The organism is Tardiphaga sp. 768_D3_N2_1, assembly GCF_052076105.1.
In the GTDB taxonomy this organism is placed as follows: Bacteria; Pseudomonadota; Alphaproteobacteria; order Rhizobiales; family Xanthobacteraceae; genus Tardiphaga.
Map to the genome: position 1 here is coordinate 2642151 of NZ_CP197245.1, position 15091 is coordinate 2657241.

14 protein-coding genes are annotated in these 15091 nt (G+C 60.3%); 6 read left to right on the top strand and 8 right to left on the bottom strand.

Translation table 11 applies throughout. From position 1 onward, the window contains the following. Positions 1 to 82: 82 nt before the first annotated feature. Together AB8A27_RS12235 and AB8A27_RS12240 are read right to left on the bottom strand one after the other, a co-directional pair. Entirely contained in the window at positions 83 to 760 is a 678-nt protein-coding gene (locus AB8A27_RS12235) for a chromosomal replication initiator DnaA (protein WP_441242138.1), read from the bottom strand. A 46-nt stretch (positions 761 to 806) separates the two neighbouring features. Further along, positions 807 to 1361, bottom strand: coding sequence for a CDP-alcohol phosphatidyltransferase family protein (locus AB8A27_RS12240; RefSeq protein WP_441242139.1), 555 nt, complete (start codon positions 1359 to 1361; stop codon positions 807 to 809). Positions 1362 to 1529: 168 nt separating this feature from the next. Here AB8A27_RS12240 and purM point away from each other — a divergent pair, with 168 nt between their 5' ends. Together purM and purN are read left to right on the top strand one after the other, a co-directional pair. After that, positions 1530 to 2603, top strand: coding sequence for a phosphoribosylformylglycinamidine cyclo-ligase (purM, locus tag AB8A27_RS12245; protein WP_441242140.1), 1074 nt, complete (start codon positions 1530 to 1532; stop codon positions 2601 to 2603). 7 nt (positions 2604 to 2610) lie between these two features. Beyond that, on the top strand, positions 2611 to 3267 hold the full coding sequence (gene purN, locus AB8A27_RS12250; RefSeq protein WP_441242141.1) for a phosphoribosylglycinamide formyltransferase: 657 nt from the start codon (positions 2611 to 2613) through the stop codon (positions 3265 to 3267). A gap of 95 nt (positions 3268 to 3362) precedes the next feature. On the opposite strand, the gene AB8A27_RS12255 is transcribed toward purN, so the two are convergent. Beyond that, positions 3363 to 5318 carry a DNA/RNA non-specific endonuclease gene (locus tag AB8A27_RS12255; protein ID WP_441242142.1) on the bottom strand — a complete coding sequence of 652 codons (1956 nt, stop codon included), beginning with the start codon at positions 5316 to 5318 and terminating at the stop codon, positions 3363 to 3365. Positions 5319 to 5677: 359 nt separating this feature from the next. Then, positions 5678 to 6502 (bottom strand): alpha/beta fold hydrolase, encoded by an 825-nt coding sequence (locus AB8A27_RS12260; RefSeq protein ID WP_441242143.1) that lies wholly within the window; start codon positions 6500 to 6502, stop codon positions 5678 to 5680. A gap of 332 nt (positions 6503 to 6834) precedes the next feature. Between AB8A27_RS12260 and AB8A27_RS12265 the strand changes: the two genes are divergently transcribed. Next, on the top strand, positions 6835 to 7872 hold the full coding sequence (locus AB8A27_RS12265) for an alpha/beta fold hydrolase (RefSeq protein WP_441242144.1): 1038 nt from the start codon (positions 6835 to 6837) through the stop codon (positions 7870 to 7872). A gap of 18 nt (positions 7873 to 7890) precedes the next feature. Next, positions 7891 to 8841: a fatty acid desaturase gene (locus AB8A27_RS12270; RefSeq protein WP_441242145.1), complete on the top strand. Its 951-nt coding sequence runs from the start codon at positions 7891 to 7893 to the stop codon at positions 8839 to 8841. Here the strand turns inward: AB8A27_RS12270 and AB8A27_RS12275 are convergent, their stop codons facing one another. Next, positions 8842 to 9423 carry a TetR/AcrR family transcriptional regulator gene (locus AB8A27_RS12275; protein WP_441242146.1) on the bottom strand — a complete coding sequence of 194 codons (582 nt, stop codon included), beginning with the start codon at positions 9421 to 9423 and terminating at the stop codon, positions 8842 to 8844. A 101-nt stretch (positions 9424 to 9524) separates the two neighbouring features. Then, positions 9525 to 11447: an adenylate/guanylate cyclase domain-containing protein gene (locus AB8A27_RS12280; RefSeq protein WP_441242147.1), complete on the bottom strand. Its 1923-nt coding sequence runs from the start codon at positions 11445 to 11447 to the stop codon at positions 9525 to 9527. Positions 11448 to 11732: 285 nt separating this feature from the next. Between AB8A27_RS12280 and AB8A27_RS12285 the strand changes: the two genes are divergently transcribed. Then, positions 11733 to 12116 (top strand): hypothetical protein, encoded by a 384-nt coding sequence (locus AB8A27_RS12285; protein ID WP_441242148.1) that lies wholly within the window; start codon positions 11733 to 11735, stop codon positions 12114 to 12116. Between the two features lie 136 nt (positions 12117 to 12252). Here the strand turns inward: AB8A27_RS12285 and AB8A27_RS12290 are convergent, their stop codons facing one another. Then, positions 12253 to 12456, bottom strand: coding sequence for a cold-shock protein (locus AB8A27_RS12290; RefSeq protein WP_441242149.1), 204 nt, complete (start codon positions 12454 to 12456; stop codon positions 12253 to 12255). A gap of 669 nt (positions 12457 to 13125) precedes the next feature. Between AB8A27_RS12290 and AB8A27_RS12295 the strand changes: the two genes are divergently transcribed. Next, positions 13126 to 14100 carry an autotransporter outer membrane beta-barrel domain-containing protein gene (locus AB8A27_RS12295; protein WP_441242150.1) on the top strand — a complete coding sequence of 325 codons (975 nt, stop codon included), beginning with the start codon at positions 13126 to 13128 and terminating at the stop codon, positions 14098 to 14100. Positions 14101 to 14174: 74 nt separating this feature from the next. Here the strand turns inward: AB8A27_RS12295 and AB8A27_RS12300 are convergent, their stop codons facing one another. Continuing rightward, complete coding sequence (locus AB8A27_RS12300; RefSeq protein WP_441242151.1) at positions 14175 to 15008, bottom strand: TerC family protein; 834 nt, start codon at positions 15006 to 15008, stop codon at positions 14175 to 14177. Between the last annotated feature and the right edge of the window lie 83 nt (positions 15009 to 15091).

A 15091-nucleotide genomic window follows, 5' to 3' on the forward strand; every position in this document is an offset into this window, starting at 1 on the left:
ACACTTCAATGACATTGAGGAACCTGCCTGCTGCGCCGTCAAGGCACGGTTTGACGCGCCGCGTTTGACGTCCAAGGCTAAGTCAGGCGTCGCGCAGCAGTTCCGCGGCCAATGCACGGGTCACCGGGCGCCCGAGCCGGAGCGCCTCGCTGTCCAGCAATTCCACCGTATGGCGGGCGGCGGCAAATGATCGTTCGATGCGGCTCGCCACATAGCTGACCACGCTCTCGTCGATGCTAAGCTGGCGGTCGGCGCAAAACTTCACGATCAGCGCCCGAAACAACCCGTCATCCGGCGGCATCAGATTGACCACCGGGATCGCACGGAGCCGCGACCGTAGATCGCGCAACTCGACCTCCATGGCGGCCGGGGCGACCCGCGCCGTGATCAGCACATAGGCGTTGTCCTGACGTGCCAGGTTGAGAAGATGGAACAGCGCTCGCTCATCGAAGCCACCGGCATTGAGATCCTCCACCACCAGCGCGTTGGTCACCAGCTCGCCCGGAACCGTCGCGGCGGTCAGGCTATGCGCCATGGTGGAGCGCGCCCCGGCCTCTTCGGCCCAGATCGCCGCCAGATGGCTCTTGCCAGATCCCTCGGGGCCGACAACCAGCATGACCCGGTTCGGCCAGTCCGGCCAGCAGTCGATCAGCCTCAGCGCCTCGGCATTGGCCGGGCCCTCAAGGAAGTTGTCGCGGGACAGACTCTCCGCATGGGGCAGCGCGAACGCCAATTGACGAGGTTGGACGCGGGCGACCACGCAAATACTCCATACCGGCTGCGCCGGTGAACGTTACGAATACGAGTTACCTGGGGTCCTGGCCGGATTCGATGGTGCTCATGTGTCGCATCCACTCAACAAGATAGAAGGACACAGAGAGCAACGTCAGAATGGTCACAAAACCCATTAAAATCAAATCATAAGGCGAGGATCTGAAACCAAATCCGAGGGAGGCGAGAACCAGCGCCGCGAACGCCACCTGAGCCACCGTATTCAGCTTCGACACCATCAGCGGCTTCATCGGGATCGGCTTGCCAAACAACCACGACACAATGACGGCGCTCACGATCATGATATCCCGCGACACCACCAGAATCACGAGCCAGCGCGGCACTGCCCCCCATATCCCCAGGGATACATAGATCGAGACCAGCAGCGCCTTGTCGGCCAAGGGATCGAGCAGCGCACCGAGTTCGCTGGCCATATTGAAGCGTTTGGCCAGGAAACCGTCGATTGCATCGCTGACCCCGGCAATCACAAAGATTGCAAAGGCGATCTCCATCTGGCTCGACGCAATCGCCCAGACGATCACTGGCACCAGCAGGATGCGCCCGAGGGTGATGAAATTGGGGATACTCACGCGGCGCTTCCCGGCTCCGGCCTGTTTCGCAATCCGAGCTTGGGGGCTCCGAGCGGCTTACCGCCTACATAGTAATCGGGATAGCGTTTACGAGCCATTGCGCAGGCGGGGATTCCGACGTAACCAGCCGAAAATACACAGTTTCGCAGCTTCGCCAGGATACCCGGCATGACCGACCAGAAAAAAGGCCTCACTTACGCGGATGCGGGCGTCGATATCGATGCCGGTAACCGTCTGGTGGACCTCATCAAGCCGATGGTTCGCGCAACCGCCCGTGCCGGCGCTGACGCCGAGATCGGCGGCTTCGGCGGACTGTTCGATCTCAAGGCCGCTGGCTTCAAGGATCCGGTTCTTGTCGCCGCCACCGACGGTGTTGGCACCAAGGTCAAGATCGCTATCGAGGCAGGTGTCCATGACGGCATCGGCATTGATCTTGTCGCCATGTCGGTCAACGACCTCGTGGTCCAGGGCGCTGAGCCGCTGTTCTTTCTCGATTACTTCGCCTGCGGCAAGCTCGACCCCGAAGCCACTGCTTCAATCGTCGCTGGCATCGCAGAGGGCTGCCGTGAATCCGGCTGCGCGCTGATCGGCGGCGAGACCGCCGAGATGCCCGGCCTCTACAAGGACGGCGACTACGACCTTGCAGGCTTCTCGGTCGGCGCTGCCGAGCGCGGCACGCTGCTGCCGACCAAGGACATCGGCGTGGGCGATGCCGTCATCGGCATGGCCTCGTCCGGCGTTCACTCCAACGGTTTCTCGCTGGTCCGCAAGATTGTCGAGCGCACGGGCCTCTCTTATGCCGACAAGGCACCGTTCTCGCCGGTGATGACGCTTGGCGGTGCGCTGCTGACCCCGACCCGGCTCTATGTGAAATCATGCTTGCGCGCGATCCGCGAGACCGGCGCTGTGAAGGGCCTCGCCCATATCACTGGCGGCGGCTTCACCGACAATATCCCGCGCGTGCTGCCAAAGAACCTCGGCGTTCGCATCGACCTGCCCGCCCTCACCGTCCTGCCGGTGTTCAAGTGGCTGGCAGCGGAAGGCGATATCGCTGAACTCGAGCTGCTGCGCACCTTCAACTGCGGCGTCGGCATGATCGCCATCGTCAAGCGCGAAGCCGTGCAGCAGGTGATGGACATCCTGCGCGAGGGCGGCGAAACAGTGTCGCTGCTCGGCGACGTCATCGAAGCCAAGGGCGACGAGCGGGTCGTCTATGACGGACATCTCGAACTCCAACTGTGAGACCGTGATGCGTCGTGTCGCCATCCTGATTTCCGGTCGCGGATCGAACATGACCGCGCTGATCGAGGCCGCCGCAGCAGACGGCTTCCCGGCCGAAATTGCGCTGGTGATTTCGAACAAAGCCGACGCTCCCGGCCTCGCCATTGCGCAGGCCAATGGCGTCAAGACGCTGGTGATCGAGAGTAAACCGTTCGGCAAGGATCGCGCCGGCTTCGAGAAGCTGTTGCAGGCGGCCCTCGACGACTACAAGATCGAGCTGATCTGCCTCGGCGGCTTCATGCGCCTGTTCACGGCGGAATTCGTGCAGCACTGGTACGGCCGGATGCTGAACATCCACCCGTCGCTGCTGCCGTCCTTCCCCGGCCTGGATCCGCACGGCCAAGCATTGCACGCCGGCGTCAAGATTTCCGGTGCCACGGTGCATTTCGTCATTCCGGAGACCGATGCCGGTCCGATCGTGATGCAGGGAGCCGTGGCCGTGGCCGATAACGACACCCCCGACACCCTCGCCGCGCGCGTGCTCGACATCGAGCACAAGATTTATCCGCAGGCGTTACGGCTGTTGGCCACCAACAGTGTCGGCATCACCGGCGATACCTGCACCACCAGTACCGGCGCTAGCGCCAGCCTCGACGACACGCTGATCTCGCCGACGGTGATCTGACGCGCCTTTAAGGGCGAGTGCGGCGCTACAATCGCATCGCCGCAGCCATCTCATCGGTCGCCAAAGACCTTGCCGCGACCTTGCATCGTGCTCCGTCAGATAATGATATCGCCGAGATCATTGATCCAGCGTGTCTGGCGGGTCGCCTCGAGCGACCCGTGTGCATCGAAATCCTTCACCGCCGAAAAATCCAGACCAGTTTCGTTTTCGATCGCCACAATGGTGGTCTGGATCCGCCGTTTCCGCATCTCATCAAGAGTGTACGGCTTCAATCCCGAGAATACCTTGGCTTCGTACAGGGCTTGCACATATTCTGTCTGCCCTACCACAAAGGCGGCAGCCGCGATCCTGCTGTCGGTTTTCTGCAAAACCGCGACCTTCCAGAACGACAGCGGAATTTGCCAAGGCCCGCTCTCGCGGCTTTTGCCGTAAACAGGATCGTCGGGCCGATAGATCGGGCCGGTGAAGATCGTCAGCTTCTTCTCGGAAGTCTGCGCCTTGTTGAGGAGATAATCCTCCAGATTGCCCCAGTCGATGTCGTTGTACTTCTGCATCTGCGGTGCCGCGTTTGTGTAGTGGAACGTATCTTCGGATGCGAGTTTCGACTCGGCCAAGGCGGCAGCCGCCTTGGACGCCGCGCTCCAGCAAGGGTCCAGCAAACGAACTTGATGACCGCGGCTGAACTGAACGGCGTCGTCGCCTTTGGCCTTCTCGTAGAAATTTCCGGCAGGCTGATATTCGTCCGCAATCCGCCCGTCGCGTCGCCAGGTATCCTTGCGCGGTCCTGGATGAACGAGCTTATTGCCGTCGATATTCACGGCGGTGATCAGCGGAAATTTTCGCTTGGCGTGAATCACCGTGGAAAAATGATGGTAGTCGAGTTCATAACCTGCCGACTTACTGAGCAGCGGCGCAACCAGCTTCTTGGCGAGAAGCGGAGCATAAATTCGCGACAGCGCGATCTTCTCGGTCAGGAATTCCTCGTCGTAGCCTTTGGCATTCGTCCACCGCTTTGCCGGCAACGGCTTGCGGTCGGCTTCCAGCATGGTTTCGCCCGGCGCCATGCTCTGCGACATCGGTGGCAGGCCCAACGCCTTCTCGAGTCTGTCGAGCACCAGTCCAGCCTGCGTAATCTCGAAGCGCTCGCGCTCGAGCTGCATATAGATGGCGCTGACCCGAATACCTTCGTTGGCAATCCAGACCGGCTCCTTGGCCGGATTTCGCAGCTTTGTCGGCGCAGGAACCGCCTTGTGATGCAAAGCGAGGACCTGCCACTGATCATTGAGGACCGGCGACCCGGATGAGCCTGGCTCGGTATCGGTCGAGTAGTGGATGAATTTGTTTACGTCGATCCCGGCCGACGTTTTCGCATCCAGCTTGACGATCTGGCTCGACCGGATCGCAATCTGTTTCGGCTCACTGCCGGGATGCTGGATGATGGTAACCCACTCGCCATCCACCACTTTGCCCGACAGCGGGAGCAGAGGAAGCCGGCCATAACGCTCGATCGGCACGCCGCCGTCAGAGAATGGCGTCACGGCAATGAAGGTGATGTCCAGTTCGGAGTTGGTGTAGAAAATCTCGTGAGGCCGCAGGTTGAAACTGACGCCTTCGCGTAAGACGCCATCGAGGTCGTGCTCATAGCCGAACTCGGCTTCGCACTGACTGGCCTCGTCGGCGTCTCCCAGAACGTGATGATTGGTGAGCAGCAATCGAGGACCGACCAGAAAACCTGTGCCGTACCAGGCGCCGCCATTGCTCGGGACCTTGATGCGGCACACCGCATCGGCTGCCCGCCTGCCCCGATCCAGAAAGTTGATCGAGAGCAGATCGCTCTCGCCAATCATACGCTCGAACGCATTGGGATCGCTGCGCGGCGCCTCCAACAATTCCTTCCGCATCTCGAACCGCTTGTCCGACCGCGCCCGTGCACTTCGACGCGCGCGGCTGGCAGGCGGCACGAAACTCGAGTCCTTTCGTGTAATGATTTTTTCGAGCTGGGCGGACAGCGCCTGCGACGTCGTCGAGACGATGTCTTTGCGAGATTCCAAATCGTCGCGATCCAACGTCCCCTCCCAATGACTTTCGCCACGACTGGTTGCTCATCAGGCGTCATCACACCGACACCAAGCCATTGCGGCCGAACCTGAATATCAATCATAGGTTGCATATTGATGCAAGAAATGCTTCTGAGCAACAGTTTGATGATGCGACGTATGGTCCGCCGGACCGCAGACAGAGTCGCTTGCGCAGCAGATCGCGCTGCCTTTTTTGCCGCGGCTTTCAGCGTGCGCAGGAGGCCACAAATCCGTGGGAGCCACGAGGCGCGGCGTGTGTGCCGGATAGATCAGAGGCACACAAAATAAAAAGCCCGGCAAGGCACTGCCTTGCCGGGCTTCCGGTACGCGCATCAGCTCTTGATGAACGCCAGCAGATCCGGGTTGATCACATCCGCATGGGTGGTCAGCATGCCGTGCGGGAAGCCCGGATAGGTCTTCAGCGTGCCGTTCTTGAGCAGCTTCACCGACAGCGGTGCAGAGTCGGCATAAGGCACGATCTGGTCGTCATCGCCGTGCAAAACGAGCACCGGCACGTCGATCGCCTTCAGGTCTTCAGTGAAGTCGGTTTCCGAGAACGCCTTGATGCAATCATAGTGCGCCTTGGCGCCGCCGATCATGCCCTGCCGCCACCAGTTGTCGATCACGCCCTGATAGACCTTCGCACCCGGCCGATTGAAGCCGTAAAACGGACCGGCCGGGACATCGACATAGAACTGCGCGCGATTGGCCACCAGAGCAGCACGGAAACCGTCGAACACTTCGAGCGGAAGCCCGCCCGGATTGTTCTCGGTCTTGAGCATGATCGGCGGCACCGCGCTGACCAGCACCGCCTTGGCGACGCGTCCCTTCTTGGCCCGCGCGACGTAACGCGCGACTTCACCGCCACCGGTGGAATGGCCGATATGGACGGCATCCTTCAGATCGAGTTTGTCGGTGAGTTCGGCGACATCGGCGGCATAAGTGTCCATCTCGTTGCCTGTCGCAGTCTGGCTCGAACGGCCGTGACCACGGCGGTCGTGCGCAATGACGCGATAGCCCTGATTGAGGAAGAACATCATCTGGTTATCCCAGTCATCCGCGCTCAGCGGCCAGCCGTGATGAAACACGATCGGCTGCCCGGTGCCCCAATCCTTGTAGAAAATTTCAGTGCCGTCTTTGGTGGTGATGGTTCCCATGATCCAGACTCCTTTGAGTGGGTGGCAGGCAAGCGCGACTTCGAATTCGCAGCGGCTTATGCGGACAACCTGGCCGCTTTCCGCCTCTGCGCCGACGACGGTGAATAGACTAACGGGCCGCAAGTCTCTTGTACGTTTCGAATACAAAACCAAGATGTCGCCGAGCCGCCAACGGGGGACGACCAGCTGCATGCTATTCAGGCGGCAATGCTGAAGTTTCGGCATTGCGCTCTCCGCAAATTAATATACCAATAGTACAGTTATTAAATTTTGTCGAGCGGATCGCTTGTCGCACCCTCGGCAAACATCAACGGACCATCCGGAGCTGCAGCATGAATACGCCGAGCGACTACCAGATCTTCGAGGCGGGTGACGTGCTACTGCAATCCGGCCAGCGTCACCCTCGCCTGCAGCTTGCCTACAGGACCTACGGCACACTCAATGCTGCGAGGGATAACGTCATCCTCTATCCAACGTCGTTCGCCGCGCAGCATTACGACACCGAGTGGTTGATTGCGCCCGGAGCAGCCCTCGATCCCGAGCGCTACTTTATCGTCATCCCCAATCTGTTCGGCAACGGCCTGTCGTCGTCACCATCGAATTCAATGGAGGCCCTCGCAGGCGGTCCCTATCCGAACATCAGCTATCACGACGCGATCTCGATCCAGCACCGCCTTCTGACCGAGCAATTCGGCATCACGCGTCTGGCACTGGTCTATGGCTGGTCGATGGGTGGCATGCAGGCCTATCACTGGGCCGCCCGCTATCCAGACATGGTGGTACGCACGGCAGTGGTCTGCGGCAGCGCCCGATGTTCGCAGTTCAACACCGTATTTCTCGAAAGCGTGCGGGCCGCTCTGACCACCGACCCTGCCTTTGTCGATGGCCGCTTTGTTTCGAAACCATCAGTCGGCCTTCGCGCCATGGGGCGCGTCTATGCCGGCTGGGCGATGTCGCATGGCTTCTACCGCGATGAGCTCTGGCGTGAGACCGGTTTCACCTCACTGGACGACTATCTGACCCGGTCATGGGATGTCGCTTTCGCGCATCGTGACGCCAACAATCTGCTGGCCCAGCTCTGGACCTGGCAAAATGGCGATATCAGCCGCTGCGACGCATTCAGTGGCGACTTCCGGAAAGCCATGGCTGCCATCAAGGCACGCGTTCTGCTGATGCCTGGGCAGACCGACAATTATTTTCAGGTCGGCGACAACGAAGATGAACTCCCGTTGCTGATCAACGCATGCGCAGCCGAACTGTGTCCGATCCCCTCGCTGCACGGACACCGCGCCGGCAATCCCGTCAAGATTCCCGCCGATGCGGCCTTCATCAACACGAAGGTCTCCGCGCTGCTGGCAGCGCACGACTGAACGAAAGGCACTGACCAGATGACGATGGATGCAGTTGGCCATGGCAAGATCGAAACCCGCGCACTGACGCCTGCACAGTTGAAGGACCTGTCGGTTCGAGCCAATCTTCCGGGGCTCATTCGCGCGATCAGCCATTATGCCTTGATCGCCTTGGTAGGAACACTGATCTGGCAGGTCGCCACCCGCTACGGCGTGGTGTGGACGATCCCGCTGATCATCATCCAGGGCTATCTCATCGCCTTCCTGTTCATGGCGGTGCACGAGGCCGCGCACAAAACTGTGTTCACCAGCCGGCTGCTGAACGAGGCCCTTGGCCATGTCTCATCGCTGATGATCGTTCTGCCCTATGAACACTATGCGCTGTTTCACTGGGACCATCACCGTTTCACGCAGGATCCAGACCGCGACCCGGAGCTCGTCACAGCGACCATCCCGTCGTCGGACACCAGACTCGCGATCGCCTATACCGGCATCGTGCAACTGACCAACCGGATCCGCCTGCTGGTTCGGCGGGCCGTGACCGGACAAGCCGTCGCGCCGTGGATCCCGGAATCCAAGCAGAGCATGGTGGTGCGCGAAGCCCGCATCTATGCTCTCGTCTATCTTGCGCTGCTAATCGCTTCCATCGCGTTCTCGAGCATGATGCTGCTCTGGTGCTGGCTCGTCCCGCTTTATGTCGGCCAGCTATTCCTGCGGCCGTATCTCTATGCCGAGCACACTGGCTGCGAGCGTACCCGCAGTACCTATGAGAACACGCGCACGACCTATACCGACGCGCTAACGAAATGGTTCACATGGAACATGCCATTCCATGTCGAGCATCACGCCTATCCGTCGGTGCCCTTCCACGCATTGCCGAAACTCAATGTCCTCATCGACGAACGCATCGCGCATCGAGGTCAGGGCTACCGGGCCGTCACGCGCGAAACCTGGCGCTGGTTTCGCCGCGCGCGGCAAGACGGCATCTGATTATGGCGCCGACAGCACGGATTTGACGAGCTTGCGCGCATAGTCGGCTGTCAGCGGCCGAAATCCAAAGACATACTCATAAAACAGCGTGCCATAGATCCGATCATAGAGGTCCCCGGCCGACTCCGAAGCAATAATGCTGCCGTCCTTCTGGCCGTCCTTGATAATTGCCAGCGAGATGTCCCGGCGGATACCAAGGTAGCGTTCGGAGAAGATTTTCGCGGAACCGGTCCGCGAGATGCATTCGGCAATGACAGCGAGCTGTACCTTGCCGAAATCGCTGTTCAACGCCACGGCGTAGGCGGCGGCATGTTTCGTGATGCGCGTGAACGGATCGCCGCTCTCGGAAAGCGGCAGCATGGTGGACGCCTGCCGCAAGAATGCGTCGATCAGCACCGCTTCACGCGACGGCCACCATTTATAGATCGTCATTTTGGAGACGCCGGAGTCCCGCGCAATCGCGTCGATGGTCGTCGCAGCAAGCCCCTGGGCTGCCATCATGCGATAGGCGCTTTCCAGGATCGCGTCCTCGGTCTCGACCGATCGAGGACGACCTCGCCGCACCGGATTCACATCGGTCATCGTCGCAATATTTCTCTGTCGGCTGCCATACGTTCACTATATCTCGGACCAAGGCGATCAGGCAGAAAATTTGGCAAACCTATCGAATGCAAAGGTCGTTGTTAGTTTCGCGCCCCGAGCAGCTCATAGATCTGAACTTCCGCTGCGAACCCTTTCGGCTTGATCAGGGCGACGCGGCGAAACAGGAACAACGAGTCTACCCGCTCTTTGACGGCCTCACTGACCAGGACGCTCGTCCCGTAGTCCTTGTTCAGCGCCTCCAGCCGCGCTGCGAGATTCACCGTGGCTCCGAGCGCCGTGTAGTTCATGCGATCGGGTGACCCGATATTGCCGATCATGACGTCGCCCACATGCAGGCCAAACCGGGTCTTGTAGACCGGCCAGCCCTCGCGCTCGAATTCCTCGTTGAGCTTGCGATTGGCTTCGACGCAATCGAGCACGGCCGCACAGGCCTGTGCCACGTGGTTCGAATGTTCGATCGGCGCGTTCCAAAGTCCCATGACGGCATCGCCGATATATTTATCGACCGTGCCCTGATGAGTGGCGATGACGTCCGAGATCGCAGCGAAGTAGCGCGATGTGTAGAGCATGACCCGGGTCGGGTCCTCGTTCTCCGTCATCCCCGTGAAATTCTCGACATCCGTGAACAGGATGGTCGCCTCGCGGCGCTCTCCGCCCAATTGCATGGCCGTACCGGTTTCGACCAGTTGCTGAACCAGACGCTTGGGAACGAAATTCGAGAATGTCTGCACCAGCGTACGCATGGTGAAGACCGATCGGCCGAGATCGTCGATTTCGCGGATCGGCGAACGCAGTTGCGGCATCGACGAGAACCGGAAGCTCTGGATGCGGTCGACCTCGCGCGCCAGAATCCGCAGGGAGAGCGACAGTTTGTTGCCGATCCAGAATGCGATCGGTACGGCCGCTAGTACGAAACAGAATGCGAGAATGAAAAGCGTGCGCTTTTCTTGCTCGATTTCGGCATAGAACTCATCGAGCGGCGCAAAGAACCCGACCCGGAGATTGGCCGATCCTGCCATCTCTACGGGGCGGAACGCGGCAGCGTAAGCGCGCCCTGTGCTGTCAGTGAAAAATTGCTCCGCAACGCCGGTCTGACGCCACGCCTTGATCGCGGCCGTTGCGTTAATCGTATCGACGTCACTGAGCCGCGGAAGCTCGGACAGCTTGTTCGGAACGCTCGTGGCCTCCAACCACCTGGACATCTCGGGGTGCGCCAGCACCCGATCGGCATCGTCGAACAGATAGGCCACCCCCGAATGCCCAAGCTGCTGCTTGCGCAGCATGGCTTCAGCTTCACTCAGCAGAATATCGCCGGCCACGACACCCTGCTGTCCCTCCACGATAGGCATCCGCAGCGTATAGCCGATGTCACCGGTCTGATAGAAAATGTAGGGCTCGGTCAGCAGACTGGCGTTGGGCTCGAAGGCGCCGCGATACCACGGCCGAACGCGAGGATCGAAATCGACAGGTCCGGGCAGACTTGCCAGAGGCTGCAGCGCATCGTCGAGATAGGCGGTCGTGGTCTGAAGCGGTCCGAAATCGCCGGCCTTCACGATCGTGAACAGGCGAAATACGGCTCCGTCCGGCGCCCCGAAGCGCGCTTTCACCTCGGCTCCCGTTCGGTCGATCAGGTCCATTTCCAGGAATGAGCCGTCCTCATATCCCATATACAGACCGTAGAGCTGCTTGTTATTTCGCAGCATCGACGCCAGCAGGATGTTCAGCCGCGGGTTATTCTTTAGCTCCGCGGACTGGACCGATGTGATCCCCCGCAGAATATCCAGATTGTCGTGAACGCTCTTGAGCTGCGCATCGATGCGATCGGTCGCAGTCTGGGCGACTACGCTGAGATACGACGAAGCCGCCGTCCGGATGATCGTGTTGACCCTGCTGAAGCTGAGATAAACCAGTGCCAGGCCGACCGTAAGGACGACGCCGACGAACAGCGCAATGATTGACGTCCTGAAGCCAATCCGGAAACGCGATCTCGCCGGCACCGTCATCGCAGGATGCTCCACACGCCAGCCAATCTGGCACCGCATATCGACAGGCCAGACCTGGCTGCGCCGGACGGGAAGTCTCGCGGTATCATGATTCCGTCATGCGAGCGCAATTGGCGAGTATCTTTACGGTAAAGAAACCCGATCCGTGCTTACGACATCGGACAATGAACTCCCCTCGTCCAGTACGCTGGCTAACGCCACGAGCTGCGACGATTGCAATGCCTCAATAGCAACTGCATAATTGAAACAATTGACTATTCTGGCTGTCACTTAAGGAAATGAAGAATGACGGGCGCCGATCTGGGTGTGATCATCCGGCAGACTGCTAAACAGCAAAACAAGACACTGATGGCAGCCGTCAAGGCACAACGCGATCGCTATGCGGGCCTGGCCGCCAAAGCCAAGGACAAGACCGCCAAGGACCGTTTCAAGCAATTGGCGAAGGACGCGACGGAACAAGGCATGGCCGCCGCCAAGCGCCTTCAGATGTCCGCCGATAATGCCGCCGATAGCTATGCGCGATCGATGCGCAAGGCCGTTGAAGCACTTCAGATCGCAGAAGCAGCGCAAGCGATGAAGGCTCAGAGCGCCGAGAAGGACAAGGCCCCCAAGAAGGCCGCCCCCGCCAAGAAAACGGCTAAAAAGGCGAAGAAGCCAAAGAAGCGATGATGCAGGCACAGCCTCTGATACAGGCATAGCCTCGCGGGCTCGGCACGATCCGCGGCGGCGCGACAAGAGGCCCGGCTTGCGCCGGGGCTACATCAGTTGGCCGGCCCATATGTCAGGGCCGGCACAGCAAGACCAGCTATGAGACCTTGAGGTTCTCGGCAGACGTCTTGCCGCGATTTTCGACCAGATCGTATTCGATCGCCTGGTTTTCGTTGAGAGTGCTGAGGCCTGCGCGCTCGACAGCAGAGATGTGCACGAAGACATCCTTGTCGCCGACAGTCGGCTTGATGAAGCCATAGCCCTTGGTTGGGTTAAACCACTTGACGGTGCCCTTCTGCATCGTCTGTCTCCCGATCTAGATACAAAAAAGACGCGGCCACGCATGATGCGTGCCACGCCACAAGCGGGCTTCCCGGTGTCTGCTGAATGTCCTGCTCGCAAAACGCACAGTCGAACGGCCTAAATCCGATTGTGTGAGAATTCCAACATGAAAATTTTGGCTATGCAAGTCTTTGGCTTTTTGCGGCCGAGGTTTTGATACCATCGGCCGCGACCCTACCGCGTCCAAGCGTACCTATCGAAGACCGCTGATCGGATCCATGAGCAGGCGTGCTGGTTTGAAACATCGTCGGCCTGCCCTGCGTGAATGGTCATAACGCGATGAAAAGCGACACGAATCCGCTGTGGCAATCGCACAACAATACGCGTCAATCGCCACCGGAGACGCTCAATGCGCAGCGGCAATGCTCATGGGATCGCGTATGCTTTGCCGCGGTTGAACGGCACTGCAGCGACAATTTCGAAAAGAGTGACAATGCGCGATCCATCGCGATACGCCCGAACGGACAGGAGCCCGGCAGCCAACCGGCAACGTCGGACCGTTGTACTCGGCCTTGCCGTCACGCTTGTCGTTGTGCCTTCGCTCGCGTCTGCCCAGGTCGCACCGCCGCCTACCACGCCGCCCTCAACCACGCCGCCACCGGCGACACCGCCGCCAGCGGCCGCACCGATGCCCTCGTCGACCGACTTCAATGCCGGGCAATCCGCCGGCATCGCCATTGGCGATCTCGGTAGCCAGTTCCTGCGGCGCCTCGGCGATCAGGCAAGCTACGGCTTCAACCGCGCGTCGCGCACCAATCCCGGCGGCGGCGGCGCATCGGAGACCTCCGAAGCGCCACGCTTTCGAAGCTGGGCCGAACTCTATGGCGTCGGCGCTCACACCAGCTTGTTCGGGGACTTTGTCGGCGACAAGCGCCGGACCATCGGCGGCGTTGCCGGGATCGGCGCCCAGCTGATGCCGGGCGTCAATGTCGGGCTGTCGGTGGACCAGAGCCACACCACGATCGATGTTCCGCTAGCGTTGCAATCAGCGACGCTCGACCTCACGCAGATCGGCGTCAATGCGTCGGTCGACAAGGGTGCATGGACCTGGGCAATCGCGTTGGTGCACGGCTTCGGCGACATCAACTCGCGCCGCGACACGGGCCTGGGGTTCGCGAGCGCCGGCTACAATGCGCGGATCGACGGCGCGCTGACCGAGCTGAGCTATTTCTGGAGTTACGAACAGGCACGGATCGTGCCCAAGGCTGCCTTCGAATACACCCGCGCGACAACCGGCGCGATGCAGGAGCTTGGCGGCCTCAATCCTGTCAACGCAAGCGGCGCATCAGCCGAGCGCGCGCGCATCCTGATTGGCGCCGAAGTCGGGCATTATTGGATATTTGATCAGAAGATTCTGGATCTGTCGGGCTATGCCAAATTCGTCGACAACGTGCATCAGAGCTTCAGCAACGTTACCATCAGCCTCGGTGCCGAGAGCATCACCGTTCAGGGGATCGGCGAAAGCCAATACGGCGCAGATGCCGGCGCATCGGCGTCGCTGAGCCTTAGCAACACCGCACGTCTCTATCTCAATTATGACGGCAAGTTCCGCGCCTATTCGCAGTCCCACCAGGGAACGCTGGGTGTCGAATTCAAGTTCTAGAAACGACCGGGTTCCAGAAACAAAAAAGCGGGCGAAAGGCAAATGCCTCTCGCCCGCTTTTCGTTTTTATGGAGTTAGGCCGCCTGCTCGGCGTGCCCTGCCATGCTGCGACGACGCCATAGCGCGCCGATCGCCAAGACTACGAAGATGCCGGCCAGGCCGCAAAGGATCTCGCCACCCGGACCATTATTGGTGAAGCGGATACCGCTGCCGAGCGAGGCCATCACGCTGTCGAGGTTGGCGCCGAACGCACCGCCAAAAGCGCTGTGCAGCAGCGGCATGATCGCCGGATCGGTGGCGATGACTTCGCCCGCGACCCAACCAAGCAGTGCGGCACCAAGCCAGACCAACACAGGCATGCGGGTAAGCAGCGCCATGATCAGCGCCGCGCCGGCGACGATCAGCGGCACGCTGATCGCGAGGCCGAGGATCAGCAGCGGCACGCTGCCATTGGCCGCAGCAGCCACGGCGATAACGTTGTCGAGGCTCATCACGATATCGGCGACGACCACGATCTGCACAGCGGCCCACAGATGCGAAGCGGCCTTCACGCCGTCCTCTTCTTCCGGTTCGGGGACCAGCAGTTTGGCTGCGATGACGATAAGTGCGAGGCCGCCCACCAGCTTGAGATAGGGCAGCGCCATCAGCGAGGCGACGATACCGGTGAAGATGATACGGAGGATCACAGCGGCCGCGGCGCCGAGGATCATGCCCCACATGCGCTGCTTCGGCTCCAGGCCACGGCAGGCCAGTGCGATCACGAGGGCGTTGTCGCCGGAAAGCAGGACGTTGATCCAGATGATCTTGCCGACAGCGACCCAGAATGCGGGCTGCTGCATTTCGACCTGAAACTGAACGAAAACCGACTTGATCGTCGCCGGATCGAGAATATGCAGCAACCAGTCCACGGCGCGCCCCTTTGTTTGTTCGTTTTGATTGGAAAGGTCGGCGCGCCCCCGCGCGCCGACCGGTCGTCAATTCGGCCGGAAGT

Coding starts and splice junctions, on each gene's coding strand:
- purM (WP_441242140.1), top strand. CDS start 1,530: ATGACCGACCAGAAAAAAGGCCTCACTTACGCGGATGCGGGCGTCGAT.
- AB8A27_RS12275 (WP_441242146.1), bottom strand. CDS start 9,423: ATGACCGATGTGAATCCGGTGCGGCGAGGTCGTCCTCGATCGGTCGAG.
- AB8A27_RS12285 (WP_441242148.1), top strand. CDS start 11,733: ATGACGGGCGCCGATCTGGGTGTGATCATCCGGCAGACTGCTAAACAG.
- purN (WP_441242141.1), top strand. CDS start 2,611: ATGCGTCGTGTCGCCATCCTGATTTCCGGTCGCGGATCGAACATGACC.
- AB8A27_RS12270 (WP_441242145.1), top strand. CDS start 7,891: ATGACGATGGATGCAGTTGGCCATGGCAAGATCGAAACCCGCGCACTG.
- AB8A27_RS12265 (WP_441242144.1), top strand. CDS start 6,835: ATGAATACGCCGAGCGACTACCAGATCTTCGAGGCGGGTGACGTGCTA.
- AB8A27_RS12280 (WP_441242147.1), bottom strand. CDS start 11,447: ATGACGGTGCCGGCGAGATCGCGTTTCCGGATTGGCTTCAGGACGTCA.
- AB8A27_RS12295 (WP_441242150.1), top strand. CDS start 13,126: ATGCCCTCGTCGACCGACTTCAATGCCGGGCAATCCGCCGGCATCGCC.
- AB8A27_RS12290 (WP_441242149.1), bottom strand. CDS start 12,456: ATGCAGAAGGGCACCGTCAAGTGGTTTAACCCAACCAAGGGCTATGGC.
- AB8A27_RS12260 (WP_441242143.1), bottom strand. CDS start 6,502: ATGGGAACCATCACCACCAAAGACGGCACTGAAATTTTCTACAAGGAT.